Source organism: Corallococcus macrosporus (genome assembly GCF_017302985.1).
GTDB lineage: Bacteria > Myxococcota > Myxococcia > Myxococcales > Myxococcaceae > Corallococcus > Corallococcus macrosporus_A.
This window is the reverse complement of the sequence record NZ_JAFIMU010000007.1, coordinates 655417-670880: the sequence shown is the minus strand read 5'-3', so window position 1 is coordinate 670880 and position 15464 is coordinate 655417. Positions and strand designations below refer to the sequence as shown.

Sequence of the window (15464 nt, the reverse complement as noted above, 5' to 3'; positions counted from 1 at the left end):
GGAGTGCCTGAAGCGCTCCTCAGGGCTTGGGGGCCGTGGCGGAGGCCGTCTTGAGGTAGCGGTCGAGGAACCGCAGGGTGCGCCGGTCCACCTCCGCCTCGTTCTTCTTCTTCTTGAAGCCGTGGCCCTCGTCGGGGAGCAGCAGGTACTCCACCGGGACGCCGTTCTTCTTCACCGCCGCGACGATGTCGTCCGACTCCGCCTGGAGGACGCGCGGGTCGTTGGCGCCCTGGACCACGAACAGCGGCTTCTTGATCTTGTCCGCGTGGAAGAGGGGGGAGATCTCCCTGAGCATCGCCTCCTGCTTCTCCGGGTCGCCAATCTCCTGCATCATCGCCTGACGGAAGGCGCCCCACTCGGGCGGCATGCTCTTGAGCGTGCGCAGCCAGTTGGACACGCCGAAGACGTCCACGCCCACGTCGAAGGCGTCCGGGTGGAAGGCGAGCGCCGCCAGCACCATGTAGCCGCCGTAGCTGCCGCCGAGGATGCCCACGCGCGAGCCGTCCACGTACGGCAGGCTGGCCAGGTACTTGCGCGCCTCCACGCAGTCGCGCAGCGGGTCCTTGCCGTGCTTCTGGTCGTCCGCCTTGAAGAACGACTTGCCGTAGCCCGCGCTGCCCCGGTTGTTGATGCCCAGCACCACGTAGCCGTGGTTCACCAGGTACTGGACGAAGTTGTTGTAGCCCCGCGTCGTCTCTCCGCCCGGGCCGCCGTGCACATAGACGATGGCGGGCGCCTTGTTCTGCGCCGTGGCCTGGTGCGGCTTGAAGAGCAGGTTGGGGATGTCCATTCCGTCAAAGGACTTGAAGTGCACCACCTGCGCGTCCACCAGGTCCTCGGAGTCGAGCTCGCGGCTCATCGTGTCCGTCACGCGCGTGGTCTTCTTCGTGGCCAGGTCCTGGACGTAGAGGTTCGCGGAGGAGCGGTCCGTCTCCAGGACGACCGCCAGCTGCTTCTCGTCACGGGAGAAGATGGCTTCGGAGATCATCCCGGCGGGCAGCTGCGTCAGCGGGACCTGCGTCCCGGCCTTCTCGTCGTGCAGGCGCACCTCGATGCCGGCGTCCACGTTGATGAGGGAGACGCGGAACGCCCCCGAGCGCGAGAACTCCGTGGCGATGATGTCCCAGTCCGCCTTCTCCACGTCCTCCCACTTGCCGGCCTCCTTCGCCGGGCGCACCACGCGGGCGAACTCCGAGCCATCGTCCGTGAGGACGTACAGCTCCCCGGTGACGGGGTGGATGTCCCCCACGCGGTAGCTGGCCGTGCCCGTGTGGGGCGTGAGGTTCTTCAGCGTCTTCGTCGCGACGTCGTAGCGCCACACGTTGCCGTCCGAGGTGGTGATCGCCTCCTCCAGCGCCACCCAGCTCTCGTCCGGGGCCACGCCCGCGACGTTGAACCCCTTGTCGTTCTGGGCCAGGAGCGTGCGCGCGTACGTCTTCGCGTCATAGCGATACACGTCCATGGCGCCCGGGTCGCGCTCGTTGGTGGTGATGTAGAACGCGCTGTCGTCCTGGCTGAAGCCCAGGAAGCCGGCGGCGCCCTTCTTCATGGGCGTGAGGTCCTTCTCCTTGCCGTCCGGCGTGCGCACGAAGATGTGCGTCTGCTCATCGCCGCCCTTGTCGTGCATGAAGAGGATGCGGTTGTCGCGCGGGAAGGCCCCCACCACCCGGATGGCGTCCGTCTTCGAGCGCGTCAGCGCGGTGGGCTTGCCCCCGCCCACCGGCACGCTGTGGACGTTGAAGATGCCGGACGCGTTCGACGAGAAGAGCAGCTGCTTGCCGTCCGAGGTGAAGACCGGGGACTGCACCTCCGTGGACCCCATGAACTGCTCCACCGAGTACTGCTTCGGCGTCCGGGCTGCCTTCACCGCCGGGGCGGGCTTCGGAGGCGGTGGGGCGGCGGGCGGGGCGGCCCCCAGCAGGGGCAGGAGCAACGTGGGCGCGACAAGGCGGGACAGGGACTTCCAGACGGGCATGCGGCCTCCAGGAACGGGGGACGGGGGAACTCTGGGCCAGGTCCCGCCGGGTTCAACAGGGAGGTGGCGACAAACCTGACATAAGGCTGTCACGGCCCGGGGCGACATTGATTGCGTTCCCACAACGCGGCACCGGAGAAATCGCCATGACCCAGACCGACACCCAGCTGAAGACCCCTGCCCAGCGCGGCCTCCACACCTACGCGGGCGGCTGCCTGTGTGGCGCCGTGCGTTACGAGGCCACCGTGGACCTGGCGGGGGTGACGCGCTGCAACTGCACCATCTGCATGAAGTACGGCTACGGCGGCGGCATGGGGATGAAGCCGGACGCGTTCCGGCTGCTGAAGGGCCAGGATGCCCTCAAGAAGTACGGGCGCGACGGCAGCCCCAACACCCGCAGCTTCTGCGGGCGCTGCGGCGTCGTGTGCTTCGGCGACGGCGACGTCCCGGAGCTGGGCGGGAAGTTCGTCTCCATCTACGTCAACACGCTGGATGACGTGGACCCGTCGCTGCTCACCTTCGGGTACTGGGACGGCCGGCACGACAACTGGGCGGCCGGGCCGCGCCCCACGCCGTGGCCCTTCGTGGCCGCGGCTTGAGGCCTACACACTCCCCGCCGCGGCCCGGCCCGCGGCGCGGCCGGAGAAGATGCAGCCGCCCAGGAACGTGCCTTCCAGGGCGCGGTAGCCGTGGACGCCACCGCCTCCGAAGCCGGCCACCTCGCCTGCCGCATAGAGCCCTGGGATGGTCTGCCCCTGGGCGTTGAAGACGCGGCCCTGGAGGTCGGTCTCGAAGCCGCCCAGCGTCTTGCGCGTGAGGATGTTCAGCTTCACGCCGATGAGGGGCCCCGCCTTGGGGTCCAGGATGCGGTGCAGCTTCGCGGTGCGCACCAGCTTGTCGCCCCGGTAGTTGCGCGCCTGGCGGATGGCGGCGAGCTGCAGGTCCTTGCTGAAGGGGTTGTCCAGCTGCATGTCGCGCGCCTTCACCTCGCGCTCCACCGTGGCGAAGTCCAGCAGCGGGGTTTCCGTCTTCGCGTTCATCCCGGCGACCAGGTCGCGCAGGTTGTTGGAGATGACGAAGTCCTCGCCCTTCTCCTTGAAGGCCTCCACCGGGCCCATGGCCTTCTTGCCCACGGCGCGGTTGAGCACGCCCAGCCAGTCCTTGCCGGTGAGGTCCGGGTTCTGCTCCGAGCCGGAGAGCGCGAACTCCTTCTTGATGATCCACTGGTTGAGGATGAACCAGGTGTGCTCGTGGCCCGTCTTCGCGATGTGCTCCAGCGTGCCCAGCGTGTCGAAGCCGGGGAACAGCGGCGGCGGCAGGCGCTTGCCGGTGGCGTCCAGCCACAGCGAGCTGGGGCCCGGCAGGATGCGGATGCCGTGGCGGGGCCAGATGGGGTTCCAGTTCCGCAGCCCTTCCGTGTAGTGCCACATGCGGTCGCGGTTGATGAGGCGCCCGCCCACGGCCTCCGTGATGGCGATCATCCGGCCGTCCACGTGGTCGGGGACGCCTTGAATCATGAACTTCGGCGCGGGGCCCATGCGCTGGGGCCACGCCTTGCGGACCAGCTCGTGGTTGCCGCCGATGCCGCCGGACGTGACGATGACGGCGCTCGCGCGCAGCTCGAAGTCGCCCACCGTCACGCGCGAGCTGCTGGCGCCGCGCGGGACGTCCGTGGGCTCCAGCCGCATGCCGCGCACGCCCACCACGGCGCCGTTCTGGGTGAGCAGCTCGTCCACGCGGCAGCGGAAGTGGAAGGTGAGGGTGCCCTTGGCCTCCGCGGCCTTGGCGCGGCGCACGAAGGGCTCCAGCACGCCGGGGCCGGTGCCCCAGGTGACGTGGAAGCGGGGGACGGAGTTGCCGTGGCCCACGCCGCCGTAGCCACCGCGCTCCGCCCAGCCCACGACGGGGAACCAGCTCATGCCCTGCTGGACCAGCCAGGGGCGCATCTCGCCCGCGGCGAAGGCGACGAAGGCCTCCGCCCACTGACGCGGCCACCGGTCCTCCTCGCGGTCGAAGCCGGCGGTGCCCATCCAGTCCTCCAGCGCCAGTTCGTGGGAGTCCTTGATGCCCATGCGCCGCTGCTCGGGCGAGTCCACGAGGAACAGCCCGCCGAACGACCAGAACGCCTGGCCGCCCAGGTTCTGCGGCCCCTCCTGGTCCACCACGGCGACGCGCTTGCCCGCGTCCGCGAGCTCGGTTGCCGCCACGAGTCCGGCGAGCCCTCCGCCGACGACGATGACATCCACTTCCTGTCCCATGCCGTGCCTCCCGGTCGCACCTGGCGCGCGGATGATAGCGGTTTGAACCCATTGCACGGGGCTGTTCGCCCGCGCGGCGGCCCCGGCCTCGATGAAGAAGGCACACGCTGGGACTGGCCGCCTGTTCAGGCGCCGTGGTAGCCCTGCCACGGGCCATGAGCCGGAGGGCGCGGATGCAGCAGCGTTGCGCGTGGGTGGGGACGGATCCGCTGTACCAGACCTACCACGATGAAGAGTGGGGCGTGCCGGTGCGCGACAGCCGCGCGCTCTGGGAGATGCTGATGCTGGAGGGCTTCCAGGCGGGGCTCGCGTGGATCGTCATCCTGCGCAAGCGCGAGGCCTTCCGGAAGGCGTTCAAGGGCTTCGACCCCAAGGTGGTCGCGCGCTTTACGGAGAAGGACGTCACGCGCCTGATGGCGGACGAGGGCATCGTCCGCGCTCGCGCGAAGATTGAAGCGACCATCGGCAACGCGCGCGCCTACCTGAAGATGCAGGAGGCGGGCGAGGACTTCTCCACGTTCGTCTGGGGCATGGCGGGTGGAAAGCCCCTCCGCAACGCGTGGAAGGGCCGGGGCGACGTGCCGGCGAAGACGGCGCTGTCGGAGGCCTACTCCAACGCCTTCAAGCAGCGCGGCTTCAAGTTCGTGGGACCGGTCATCGTCTACGCGTGGATGCAGGCCACGGGTATCGTGGACGACCACACGGTGGACTGCTTCCGGCACCGCTGAGCGTCCGCCCCGCTGTCACGGCGCCGGGCAGGAAGGCGCGGCGAAGCTGCTCCAGAGCAGGGGGGCGTCCTTCTCCACCGCGACGGTGACGGCCTTGCCGAGCACTTCCGCCCGGTCCGCGTCCAGGACCCAGGTGTCCGTGAGGAACTGCCTGGGAAAGCGTGCCTCCGTGAGGTCCACGGCCGTCAGCACATGGCCTGGCGGGATGTCGTGCGTGATCACGAGCACGGGCTGTCGCCCCCAGGCCGCGTCAACCCTCGACAGGTACTTGCGCGTCATGGCCATGCCGAACAGCCCGGCGCCCAGGAGGCTGATGAAGAGGCCCACGCCGATGCCTCGAATGAAGGGGCTCATGGCGTCTGGGCTCCGGACAGCCGCTCGCGAATCGCTTCCACGGACGCGTCGGCCCGGGCGGAGACGGAGTGCTCCTTGATGTGCTTGTCGCACTCGGTGGTCTCGGGCATCGACGTCATGCGAAGCGGATCCCCGGCCTTGAGGGGCACCACCACGGGATGGTTGAGCACGGCGCTCGCGAACTCCGGCCGCAAGACCGAGGCCGTGGCCATCTGGCGGGGAACGGAGCGGAGCGAGAGGTTCTGGGTGTCCAGCACGTCTCCGGGACGCAGGTCCCGGCTCACGACGAGGATCTTCACCAGGTCCAAGCCGGCGCGAGCCTGATCCTCGTCGTGTTTGACCTTGGCGTACGCGAGGATTCCCGCGAGCACTCCAAAGACAGGCACTCCGATTCCAAATCCCACGGCCACTCCGCCAAGGAATTTCATGGCGCCATGCTAACGCATCCGCCCAATTCATTGCATCCCGCGCTGGCGGAACTGCTTCCGTCGTGGCGGTGGACCCGGGCATCCAAGGACTGGTTTAACGGAGCGCATGCGCCTCCCCCTCTTCGTCGCGGTGCTGTTGCTCTCGTGGAAGGCCGGGGCTGAACCGGCTCTTGCGGTCCCCCGCTTCGAGCCGGGCGCCTGCGCCGTGGAGGTCGTCGCGACGGAGCGCATCGACTGCGGCCTGCTGGTGGTGCCGGAGAACCGGCACAAGGCGGACAGCCGCCCCATCCGCCTTCCGGTGACGATCTTCCGCAGCCGTGCCGCGAAGCCCCTGGCGGATCCGGTGCTGTTCATGCCCGGCGGCCCGGGCCTTAGCGCGGTCGAGCACATGACCTCCGGCAAGAACAACACGCTCCTGGACGAGCGCGACTACATCGTCCTGGAGCAGCGCGGCGCGAAGTTCGCGCAGCCGTCGCTCCAGTGTCCGGAGACCACCCGCCTCAAGAGCGAGGTGGCCGCGGGCCGGCTGCGCGGTCCGGCGGCGATCACCGCGCTGACCCAGGCAGCGGGCCGGTGCCGGACAACGCTGACCGCGTCGGGCGTGGACCTGGACGGCTACACCAGCGAGGCCACCGCGGATGACATCGAAGACCTCCGCAAGGTGCTCGGCGTGGCGCGGTGGAACCTCTACGGCGTGTCGTACAGCACGCGGCTGATGTTGACCGTGCTGCGGCGGCATCCCGAGGGCGTCCGGAGCGTCGTGCTGGATTCGGTGCTGCCGCCGGAGGTGAACTTCGACGAGGTCTCCGCGACGAACGTGCTGCGGGTCCTGAACCAGGTGTTCGACGGGTGCGCGGTGGACCGCGCGTGCGGCGCCCGGTATCCCGACCTGCGCGCCCGCTTCGCGAAGCTGGTGGCGGACGCGGACCGCCGCCCCTTGAAGCTGGCCCTCCGGGCGGCCGGAGCACCGGCGGAGATAAGAGGCGCGCAGGTGGTGGAGGCCATCTACTCCGCGATGCACGAACCCATCCAGATTCCCCGCATCCCCAGGCTCATCGTGGACGCCTCCGAGGGGCGCCTTGAGGCCCTGCGCGGATTGATCAGCGACAACCAGGCGCCTTCGGCCATGGCCTGGGGCCTGCGCTATTCCGTCTGGTGCGCCGAGGAGCTGCCGTTCGAGGACGCGGAGCGCATCGCCGCGCAGCAATCGCCCGCCATGGGCCTGGGCGGAGTGAGTGCGGGCAATGCTTCACCGCAGGAGTGCCGCGCGTGGAACGTCACCGCCGCGCCCGCCGTGGAGAACGAGCCGGTGAAGAGCGACGTGCCGGCGCTCGTCTTCGCGGGCGAGTTCGACCCGGACACGCCCCCGGAGTGGGGCCACCGGCTGCTCGACTCGATGCCCAACGCGTACCCCGTCGACATGCGCGGCCGCAGCCATGCGGCCTCCTTCAACTCGTGCGGCGCGAGCATCGTGAAGGCCTTCCTCCAGGACCCCTCGCATCCGCCCGCTGTCGACTGCGCGCTCAAGCGGCGCGGCGCGGACTTTTCCCTGAGCGTGCGGCCCTGACCTCGGGCACGCTCCGCGCGGCGGACGGAACCGGCGAAACACCCAGGAGACACGGCAATGCGAATCACTGTGACGAGCGTGATGGTGGAGGACCAGTCCAAGGCCCTGAAGTTCTACACGGAGGTCCTGGGCTTCGTGCTCAAGGTGGACGTCCCGATGGGCGGGGAGCACCGGTGGCTGACCGTCGTCTCGCCGGACGCGCAGGAGGGCACGCAGCTGCTGCTGGAGCCCCTGGGCTTTCCTCCCGCGCGCGTCTACCAGAAGGCGCTGTTCGACGCGGGCATCCCGGCGGCGTCGTTCGGCGTGGACGACTGCAAGGCGGAATATGAGCGCCTTGTGAAACACGGTGTCGTGTTCCGCACGCAGCCCACGGTGATGGGCCCCGTCACCATCGCCATGTTCGAGGACACCTGCGGCAACCTCATCCAGATGGCCCAGGTGTAGCCCGCCCCGGTGTATCGGCCGGTCGTCGTATGTCACCCGATGTCAGACACCGGTTATACCCTGTGTCCTGACAGTTCACGCTTCACAGAGGGGGATGTGATGACGATGCGGATCCAGTCCAGGGTTCCGCCGCAGGAGCCTCGCAAGGGGCTCGCGGTGGGTGGGCAGACGGCGGGAACGGCACGAAACAGCGCGGCGCAGGGGACGCCTCCGCGCGCGCCGGAAGTGGCGGCGCGCCGGGCGGGCTTCTCCGAGCAGAGCGCGTTCGTCTCCAAGCAGCCGGACGTGACGTCCACGTTCAAGCGCGAGTTCGGCGCGATGGCGTCGGACAAGCAGAAGTTCCACGAGACGATGCGGACGGTCTACGGCGAGGGCTACGACGCCGGCAAGGCCGAGCAGTACCGGCAGCAGGCCCTGAAGGGCGACTTCGGCTGGCTGCCGCCGGTGCGCACCGTGTCCGCGGAGACGCTGAACGGGGCCAACGGCGCCTATGACGCGGAATCCGGCACGGTGCTCATCAATGAGTCGCTGGACCCGTCGCTGGCGGCCTCCACCTACGTGGAGGAGGCGGGCCACCACCTGGACACGAAGCTCAACACCGAGGACACCCAGGGCGACGAGGGCGAGCTGTTCCGCCGCATCATGTCCGGGGAGAAGCTCTCCTCGAAGCAGGTGGCGGACATCCGCGCGGAGAACGACAAGGGCACCATCGTCGTGGATGGCAAGAAGAAGGAGGTCGAGTTCTGGAACCCCTTCAAGGCCATTGGCAACGCGGTGGGCGGCGCGGTCAAGGCCGTGGGCAATGCGGTCGGCTCCGCGGTGAACGCCGTCGGTAGCGCGGTCACCACGGCGGCCAAGGCGGTGGGCGGCGCGGTCACCACGGCGGCCAAGGCAGTGGGCGGCGCGGTCGCCACCGCGGCGAAGTGGGTGGGCGGCGCGGCGAAGACCGTCTGGAGCGGCGTGAAAACGGTGGCCACCCGCGCGGGCGACGGCGTGCGCAGCCTGTTCACCGGCGCCATCAGCACCGTCGTGGGCGCGGTCCGCAACATCGGAGAGGGGGTGGGCACCTTCTTCGGCGGCATCGGCAAGCTGTTCCAGGGCAAGTTCGGCGAAGGCTTCAAGCAGATGGGCGTGGGGCTCCTGAAGACCTTCGTGCAGACGCCCGCGGACGCCATCCTGATGATGGGCGGCCGGGCGCTGAGCGCCATCCAGACGCTGATTGGCGTGGAGCCGCCCGGGCGCCAGCTGTCCGGCAGTGAGATCGCCACGCTGAAGAGTGTCTACGGGGACTCCATCGACTACTCGCAGATGCGCATCAAGGAGGGCAACTCCGGCCTGTTCAGCACCACCGGGCGCGCGTTCACCCACGGCAACACCATCTACATCCCGAAGGAGAACCTGCCCCTGACGCCGGACCTGCTGGTGCACGAGTCGGCGCACGTCTGGCAGCACCAGAACGGCGGCACGGACTACATGAGCGAGGCGCTGGTGGCCCAGCACATCGGGGATGGCTACGACTTCGAGAAGGGCCTGGACGCGGGCAAGTCCTGGAAGGAGCTCAACCCCGAGCAGCAGGCGGAGTTCCTCCAGCAGGCCCAGCTCGCCGGCTACTTCGCCAACCCCGCTGGTGGCTTCCACTACAACGGCAAGGACTACACGGCGCAGATCAACGCGGCCATGGTCCAGGTGCGGGCCGGCGAAGGGGCTCCGTAGGCCATGAGGTCGCCGCGCGTCGTCAGCCTGGGGTGGGCCTGGGTCCTGCTCCTCCTCCTCACCGCGTGCCGTCCCGTCCTCCAGGTGTCCCTGGTGGAGGGTGCGCGGCAGCTGCCCGCCCCCCGCTTCCTGGTGGAGGACCCGGAGCACGGGGACCGCCCGCGCTACAACACCGTCCAGGTGTTGGACCGGGCAGGGGAGATGTACTGGCAGCTGCGGGCCGAGCCGTTCGGCGACCTCGCCAGCGTGGCCTCGCTGACGTACGGCGAGGCACCGGCTGGCTTCACCGTCCTGGACGGGCCCCGGGCGCTCCAGCCCGGGGGCCGATACGCGTTGTACGTGGTGGGCAAGAACCGGGGCACGCTCCACTTCGACGTGGACCCGGAAGGCCACATCACCGAGGCCGACCCGTAGCGCGAGGTCCCTGGACCCCCGGGGCGTTGCGCTAGCCTGGGGGCATGTCTTCGGAGCGCAACAGGGGCCGTGTGCGCACGGCGGAGGAGTGGCTGGGCCGGCTCTCCTCGCGCGATGCAGGAGCGCGCGAGGAGGCGATGTCGGCGTTGGAGGAGTTGCTGGTGTCCGGGGCGCCGGAGTCGCGCGAGCGGACGGCGCGGGCGCTCCTGGAAGAGCTGGGGCGGCCCGGGACGACGGCCGCGGAGCCCCTGCTGTTCCTGTTGCAGCGCGGCTGGTGGCCTCCGCAGGAGGGCCTCACCGGGCTCGCCGTCCAGAGCGTGCTGGCGGTGCTGGCGCGCATGGAGGCGGAGAGCCCGGCGCTGGAGAACGCGGCGGGGGTGCTCGCCGGGGTGTTCCGCGTGGATGCCTCGCGGCTCGACGCGCTGGACGGGATGTTCCGGCACCCGAAGGCCGCGGTCCGCGGCGCCATGGCGCGCGTCGTGGGGCGGCTGGGCACCGCCGCGGCGTCCGAGCTGCCCCGGCTGCTGGAGCTGCTGGAGGACGAGGAGCCCGTGGCCCTGTCCGCGCTGGAGTCCCTGGCCGCGCTCGCCCCGCTGGCGCCGGAAATCACCGCGCCCCGGCTGCTGAAGGAGGTGCGCGCGACGGACGGAGCGCGCCTCTACCTGGCCCTGGTGTCCCTGCGAGGCCTGCTGGAGGAGCTGCATGGGGAAGGGCGGCCCGCGCCCTCGCTGCCGGACCTGGAGCCCGCGCTGCTGCGCACGCTGAGCGCGCCGGAGGCGCCCATCCGGCAGGAGGCGGCGGCTCTATTGGGCGTGTCCGGCCCGCTGTCGCCCGAGGCGCTCGCGGCCCTGCGCGAGCACCTGCGGGATGAGAGCCCGCATGTCGCGGCCCGCTCCGCGGTGGCGCTGGTGCGCTCCGGGGCTCCGGCGGCGGAGGCCCTCTTCCTGCTGAAGGGCCAGCTGGGCCCGGCCGCCTCGCGTGAGCTCCAGGAGGCCGCGGTGGCGGCGCTGGAGGAGGCGGACCCGGCCCAGCTGGGCCGGGCGAAGGGGATGCTGGAGACGGTGGCTCGCGACGCGGCGGGGCTGACGCGCGAGGCCCTCTTCGAGCTGCTGGGGCAGCTTCCCTGAGCGTGGGGCGCCGCTAGCAGCCCAGGTTGCCGCCAGGGGCCACGCCGAGCATCGAGCAGAACTGCAGGTACTTGTCGATGCGGCTCTGCACCTGGCCGGGGTTGCGGCCGTAGCACTCCACGGAGCCGTTGATGGTGCGGATGGTCTCACCGAAGCCGGCGCCGTTGACGATGGCGTTGTGCGCCGTCATGGAGCCCGCGCCCGTCTGCGTGGTCCAGAACCAGAAGCCCGTGCGCCACGCGGCGTTCGCGTCCTGGGCCAGCAGGTCCGGGTTCGCCTGGAGCGGCAGGCCCAGCGCGTTGCCCGCCGCGCAGTAGTTGCCGTTCCACGACAACTGCATGGGGCCACGTCCGTAGTACTGCTTGCCCGGCGCGCAGCTGCAGCCCGGGGGACCCCACGACGTGTCGCAGTAGAGGCCCCGGTTGATCTCCTCGATGTACACGAGCCCGCCCGTCTCGTGCGACACGTTGGCCAGGAAGGCGGCCACCTCGCGCTTGCGCGTGTCCGTGTCACCCGTCGTCGCCAGGCCGGGGAAGGTGTTCGCGGCGGCGATGAGCGCGTCGTAGGTGTAGAAGCCGTTGCGGCCGGGAAACATGCTGTTGAACAGGTCGCGGCTGAGGATGGCCCCGAAGCCCGAGCCGCCGGTTCCGCCGCCGGAGACCTTGTCGAACGTCCAGCGCTGGTTGTCGCGGTCCGCGTAGAACGGGTACTGGACGATCTGCGTGCCGTTGTCGAACGAGCCCCACGACAGGTCCATGGCCATGCCGGTGTGGCGCACGTGGAAGCTGAACTGCGTGCCGCCCCGGTTGATGAACTGGAACTGCTGGTTCGCGCCGTCCACGTAGGTCCACTGGTGGAGGACGGCGTTCTCCGCGGTGCTGACCCCCGCGATGTCCAGGGCCTTGCCGCTGTTGACGTTGATGATCTTCCAGAACCCGCCCGACGTGGGCGAGATGCGGAACTTCTGCGCGTTGGTGCCGTTGCAGTCCCACTGCTGCACCTTCGCCCCGTCCGCCGTGCTGGACGACGCCACGTCGATGCACTTGTTCGTGCGCACGGAGCGGATGACGTAGTCGCCCTCGGTGATGGTGGACACGACGGCGGCGCTCTCCACCTGGCCGGTGGCCTCTGGAGGCGTGGACTCCGCCTCCGGCCCCGAACAGCCGCCCAGCACGCCCACGACTCCCAGCAATGACAGACCGCGAATCATTCCCTTGTGGCCCATGACATCTCCAGTGGGTACTTCCGGCAGGTGAAGGAACTCCTGGGAGGCCATCCGCACCTCGCAGGGAGACTTTGTTCTTCTGAAGAACAAAGTCACCATGCCTCATGCCACTGGTCGTGATATCCAGTCAATCCGGGTAATCCGAAAGAGCACGGAGAGACGGGTTGCGTCACGGGTGCTTCAGGAAGCGCTCCGTGAAGGGGTACGCGGAGCGCTCCATGTACTTGGGCAGGCATGTGGTGCGCGTGCCGTGGAGCACGCTGTGGCCGGTGGCGGGGGCCTTCGCGCGCGCCAGCACCAGCACGCCATGCGGGCGGGGGACTCAATAGCAGATCATGACGGCCCTGGAGTCCGCTGGAGCCAGCTCGACGTGGGTCCGGAGCGAGCGCCCCTCTCGAAGCTGAAGGTCTTCGAGCTTGTACGGGTACTGGTGCTCGTGCTCGAAGCGCAGCGCATAGACCCCTGGCGGTAGCCGCGGGATGCGGAAGTTCCCCTGGGCATCCGTGACCGTGACCTCCTCGGGTTTCTGGAGGGAGGGCGAGGTCGCGCTGATGACCACGTCCCCGATGGGCTCCCGGGTGACGACGTCGATGACGGTGCCGAAGATGGCGCTGTCGGACCTGGCGCTCGTGGGCGCGGACGTCAGCAGCAACGCGAGGACTGGCACGACGTGGAGCAGGAATCTCATCGCTCGACCTCCATCCGGTAGCCTACGCCTCGCACGGTCTGGATGGAGAAGCGGGAGGCGCTGGTCCACTTGAGCTTCCGCTTCAGGCTGGAGACGAAGTTGTCCACCGTGTGCGGATCCACCACCACGTCCGTGCCCCACACCGCGTCCAGAATCTCATCGCGCTTGAGCGCCCGCTCGCGCTCGCGCACGAAGAAGGCCAGCAGGTCGAACTCCTTGCGCGTCAATTCCACCTCCGCGCCCTCGGGCGTCTCCACGCGCCGCCGGTCCAGGTCCACGCTGTAGCCCGCGAAGCGCAGCAGCTTCGTGGGGGCGACGGCGCCGCTGCGCTTCAGGTGCGCGCCCACTCGCGCCAACAGCTCGCGCAGCCGGTAGGGCTTGCCCAGGTAGTCCTGCGCGCCGGACTCGAAGCCTCGCACCACGTCCTCCTCCAGCGTGCGCGCGGTGAGCATCAGCACCGGCACGCCCATGCCCTCCTCGCGCAGCGCGCGGCAGAGCGAGTAGCCGTCGCCGTCCGGCAGCATCACGTCCAGGAGGATGAGCTGGAAGTCGCGGCGGGACAGGTGCTCGCGCGCCTCCTTCACCGTGGCGGCCTCCTCCACGGCGTAGCCTCCCTGGTGCTCCAGGTTGTCGCGCAGCGCGAGCCGCAGGTTCGGGTCGTCCTCGACGACGAGGACGGTGGGGGCGGCGATGGTCATGCGATGCTCCGGGCCTCGGGCCGGTACTCGGGAAGGGTCAATTCGAACGTCGTGCCTTCGGGGCTGGAGGACGCGACGCGCAGCGTGCCTCCGTGCAGCCTCGCGATTTTCCGGCACAGCGCGAGCCCCAGCCCACTGCCGGGCACCTCGCGGCCGTCGCGCCCGGACAGCCGGTAGAACTCACCGAAGACGCGCTCCCACTCGGCCGTCGGGATGCCGGTGCCGTTGTCCGTGAAGTGCACGCGTCCTCCGGACAGCGTCTGGACGTGCAGCCTCACGGGGCTGCGGGTGTTGTACGCGCACGCGTTGCGCGCCAGGTTCGCCAAGAGGAGCCGCAGCAACTGCGCGTCCGCGTTCAGCTCGCGCGCGTCCACGTCCGCGGTCAGCTCCACCGGCACCGGCGCGCCGGACTCCAGGTCGCGGCGCAGGTGGGAGACCAGCTCGTCCAGCCGCACCGGCGCGAGCTTCGGCACCCAGCGGCCCTTGTCGATGCGGTTGAACGACAGCAGGTTCTCCACCAGGAAGCCCAGCCCGTCCGCCTCGCGGATGATGCGCGCGGGGTAGTCCTTCGCGTCCGCGCCCTCCGCCACCCGCCACTCCAGCGTCTCCGCGAGCAGCCGGATGGAGGCCAGCGGCGTGCGCAGCTCGTGCGACACCGTGGCCACGAAGTCGCTCTTGAGCTCCAGGAAGCGGTACTTGCGGTGCTGCGCCACGAAGGACAGCGCCGCGATGACGAGCGCCAGCGCCGCGCACAGGGCCAGCATCCACGTCTTGAGCCGGTAGCGGCTCTCCAGCGCGTCCTCGCCTCGCGCCCACGCGGACGACACCACCGCCACCGGCAGCGACGCGAGCGTCAGCACCGGCGCGTCCCCTGGCAGCGCCACGCGTCCGTCCGCCTCCAGCAGGCCGCGCTCGCGCATCTCGCGGGTGAGCCCCGTCAGGAGCCCGGGCAGGTCCACCGCCAGCCCGCGCACGTCGCCTCCCTGGAGCGGCTCCAGGTACCAGCCGGAGCGCGTGAGCACCGGCTCCAGCACGGCCTCCGGAAGCGACAGCGGCGTCGCGGCCAGCTCGTTCGCCCGCGCCTCGAAGTCCGCCACCGGCACGCCCACGCGCTGGGAGAGCGCCACCACCTTCGCGCGCAGGAAGCCGAAGTCCTCCGGCGTGAAGCGCGAGCGCTTGAGGAGCAGCAGCCGTTGCAGGCCCTCCAGCCGTCCACCGCCCTGGCCATCCAGGAGCCCGTCGCGCACCAGGCCCCGCATCAGGTCCGGCACCACGTCGCCCCGCGCCGCCACGTCCTCCAGCACCACCAGCAGCGAGGGCACATCCCGCGTGGACGCGAGCACGAAGCGGGCGCGGTGTTCGAGCAGCGCCATCAGCGACAGCAGCGTGGCCCGCCGGTCCTTCGCCTTCAGCGCCTGCTCCACCAGCGCCATGCGCTCCAGCCGCTCCTTCCACGGACCTTCGTCCTCGTCCGCGACCTCCGTGCCCGCGCGCAGCCGCGCGTAGCGGTCCTTCGCGATGGCATCCCCGGCCGTGTCGAACCGCGCCAGCCGGGGCAGCACCTGCTCCCCCTGTTCCCGCAGGTACAGCCCCGGCGTGGCCACCAACGGATCCTCCTTCGCCGCCGCCAGCGTGCCGCGCGCCGCCTCCAGGCCTTCGCGCAGGGCCTGTCCCAGCGACGCGCGGGCGTACTGCTCCAGGGCCTCGCGCCGGGAGCGGAGCGAGGCCCGCGCATCCTCGCGTTCCGCGGCGAAGATGCGGTGGAGATAGCCCAGGCCGACCGCGAGCCCGGCGAGGCCGAGCACGAGGGCGACGAGGGTGGGCAGCAACCTGCGCGGCATCCGG

16 protein-coding genes are annotated in these 15464 nt (G+C 70.1%); 7 read left to right on the top strand and 9 right to left on the bottom strand.

Features of this window, described 5'->3' with window-relative positions; genetic code table 11:
* Positions 1 to 19: 19 nt before the first annotated feature.
* Positions 20 to 1975 carry a S9 family peptidase gene (locus tag JYK02_RS15005; RefSeq protein WP_207051605.1) on the bottom strand — a complete coding sequence of 652 codons (1956 nt, stop codon included), beginning with the start codon at positions 1973 to 1975 and terminating at the stop codon, positions 20 to 22.
* A gap of 146 nt (positions 1976 to 2121) precedes the next feature.
* On the opposite strand from JYK02_RS15005, the gene JYK02_RS15000 reads away from it, so the two are divergent.
* The gene (locus tag JYK02_RS15000) at positions 2122 to 2574 is read left to right on the top strand and encodes a GFA family protein (protein ID WP_207051604.1); all 453 of its coding nucleotides are present in this window, start codon (positions 2122 to 2124) and stop codon (positions 2572 to 2574) included.
* Positions 2575 to 2577: 3 nt separating this feature from the next.
* Here JYK02_RS15000 and JYK02_RS14995 read toward each other — a convergent pair whose 3' ends face one another.
* Complete coding sequence (locus JYK02_RS14995; RefSeq protein WP_207051603.1) at positions 2578 to 4233, bottom strand: FAD-binding dehydrogenase; 1656 nt, start codon at positions 4231 to 4233, stop codon at positions 2578 to 2580.
* 173 nt (positions 4234 to 4406) lie between these two features.
* Between JYK02_RS14995 and JYK02_RS14990 the strand changes: the two genes are divergently transcribed.
* Positions 4407 to 4961: a DNA-3-methyladenine glycosylase I gene (locus tag JYK02_RS14990; protein WP_207051602.1), complete on the top strand. Its 555-nt coding sequence runs from the start codon at positions 4407 to 4409 to the stop codon at positions 4959 to 4961.
* A gap of 15 nt (positions 4962 to 4976) precedes the next feature.
* Here JYK02_RS14990 and JYK02_RS14985 read toward each other — a convergent pair whose 3' ends face one another.
* Positions 4977 to 5315: an SAF domain-containing protein gene (locus tag JYK02_RS14985; protein ID WP_207051601.1), complete on the bottom strand. Its 339-nt coding sequence runs from the start codon at positions 5313 to 5315 to the stop codon at positions 4977 to 4979.
* Positions 5312 to 5701: an SAF domain-containing protein gene (locus tag JYK02_RS14980; RefSeq protein WP_207051600.1), complete on the bottom strand. Its 390-nt coding sequence runs from the start codon at positions 5699 to 5701 to the stop codon at positions 5312 to 5314. The genes JYK02_RS14985 and JYK02_RS14980 overlap by 4 nt, the downstream gene beginning before the upstream one ends.
* A 148-nt stretch (positions 5702 to 5849) precedes the next feature.
* Between JYK02_RS14980 and JYK02_RS14975 the strand changes: the two genes are divergently transcribed.
* From JYK02_RS14975 to JYK02_RS14955, 5 genes are all read left to right on the top strand, one after another.
* On the top strand, positions 5850 to 7310 hold the full coding sequence (locus JYK02_RS14975; RefSeq protein ID WP_207051599.1) for an alpha/beta fold hydrolase: 1461 nt from the start codon (positions 5850 to 5852) through the stop codon (positions 7308 to 7310).
* 57 nt (positions 7311 to 7367) lie between these two features.
* Positions 7368 to 7754: a VOC family protein gene (locus tag JYK02_RS14970; RefSeq protein WP_207051598.1), complete on the top strand. Its 387-nt coding sequence runs from the start codon at positions 7368 to 7370 to the stop codon at positions 7752 to 7754.
* Between the two features lie 99 nt (positions 7755 to 7853).
* The gene (locus JYK02_RS14965; protein ID WP_207051597.1) at positions 7854 to 9467 is read left to right on the top strand and encodes a hypothetical protein; all 1614 of its coding nucleotides are present in this window, start codon (positions 7854 to 7856) and stop codon (positions 9465 to 9467) included.
* 3 nt (positions 9468 to 9470) lie between these two features.
* Positions 9471 to 9881 (top strand): hypothetical protein, encoded by a 411-nt coding sequence (locus JYK02_RS14960; protein WP_207051596.1) that lies wholly within the window; start codon positions 9471 to 9473, stop codon positions 9879 to 9881.
* A 44-nt stretch (positions 9882 to 9925) separates the two neighbouring features.
* Positions 9926 to 11008, top strand: coding sequence for a hypothetical protein (locus JYK02_RS14955; RefSeq protein WP_207051595.1), 1083 nt, complete (start codon positions 9926 to 9928; stop codon positions 11006 to 11008).
* A gap of 13 nt (positions 11009 to 11021) precedes the next feature.
* Here the strand turns inward: JYK02_RS14955 and JYK02_RS14950 are convergent, their stop codons facing one another.
* The 5 genes from JYK02_RS14950 to JYK02_RS14930 form a co-directional block, all read right to left on the bottom strand.
* Positions 11022 to 12233: an RICIN domain-containing protein gene (locus JYK02_RS14950; protein ID WP_207051594.1), complete on the bottom strand. Its 1212-nt coding sequence runs from the start codon at positions 12231 to 12233 to the stop codon at positions 11022 to 11024.
* 169 nt (positions 12234 to 12402) lie between these two features.
* On the bottom strand, positions 12403 to 12537 hold the full coding sequence (locus JYK02_RS40400; protein WP_277991391.1) for a hypothetical protein: 135 nt from the start codon (positions 12535 to 12537) through the stop codon (positions 12403 to 12405).
* Positions 12538 to 12555: 18 nt separating this feature from the next.
* Entirely contained in the window at positions 12556 to 12921 is a 366-nt protein-coding gene (locus JYK02_RS14940; RefSeq protein ID WP_207051593.1) for a carboxypeptidase-like regulatory domain-containing protein, read from the bottom strand.
* Positions 12918 to 13619, bottom strand: coding sequence for a response regulator transcription factor (locus JYK02_RS14935; protein WP_207051592.1), 702 nt, complete (start codon positions 13617 to 13619; stop codon positions 12918 to 12920). Before JYK02_RS14935 ends, JYK02_RS14940 begins: the two co-directional genes overlap by 4 nt.
* Positions 13616 to 15460 carry a sensor histidine kinase gene (locus tag JYK02_RS14930; protein ID WP_207051591.1) on the bottom strand — a complete coding sequence of 615 codons (1845 nt, stop codon included), beginning with the start codon at positions 15458 to 15460 and terminating at the stop codon, positions 13616 to 13618. Before JYK02_RS14930 ends, JYK02_RS14935 begins: the two co-directional genes overlap by 4 nt.
* Positions 15461 to 15464 lie beyond the last annotated feature (4 nt).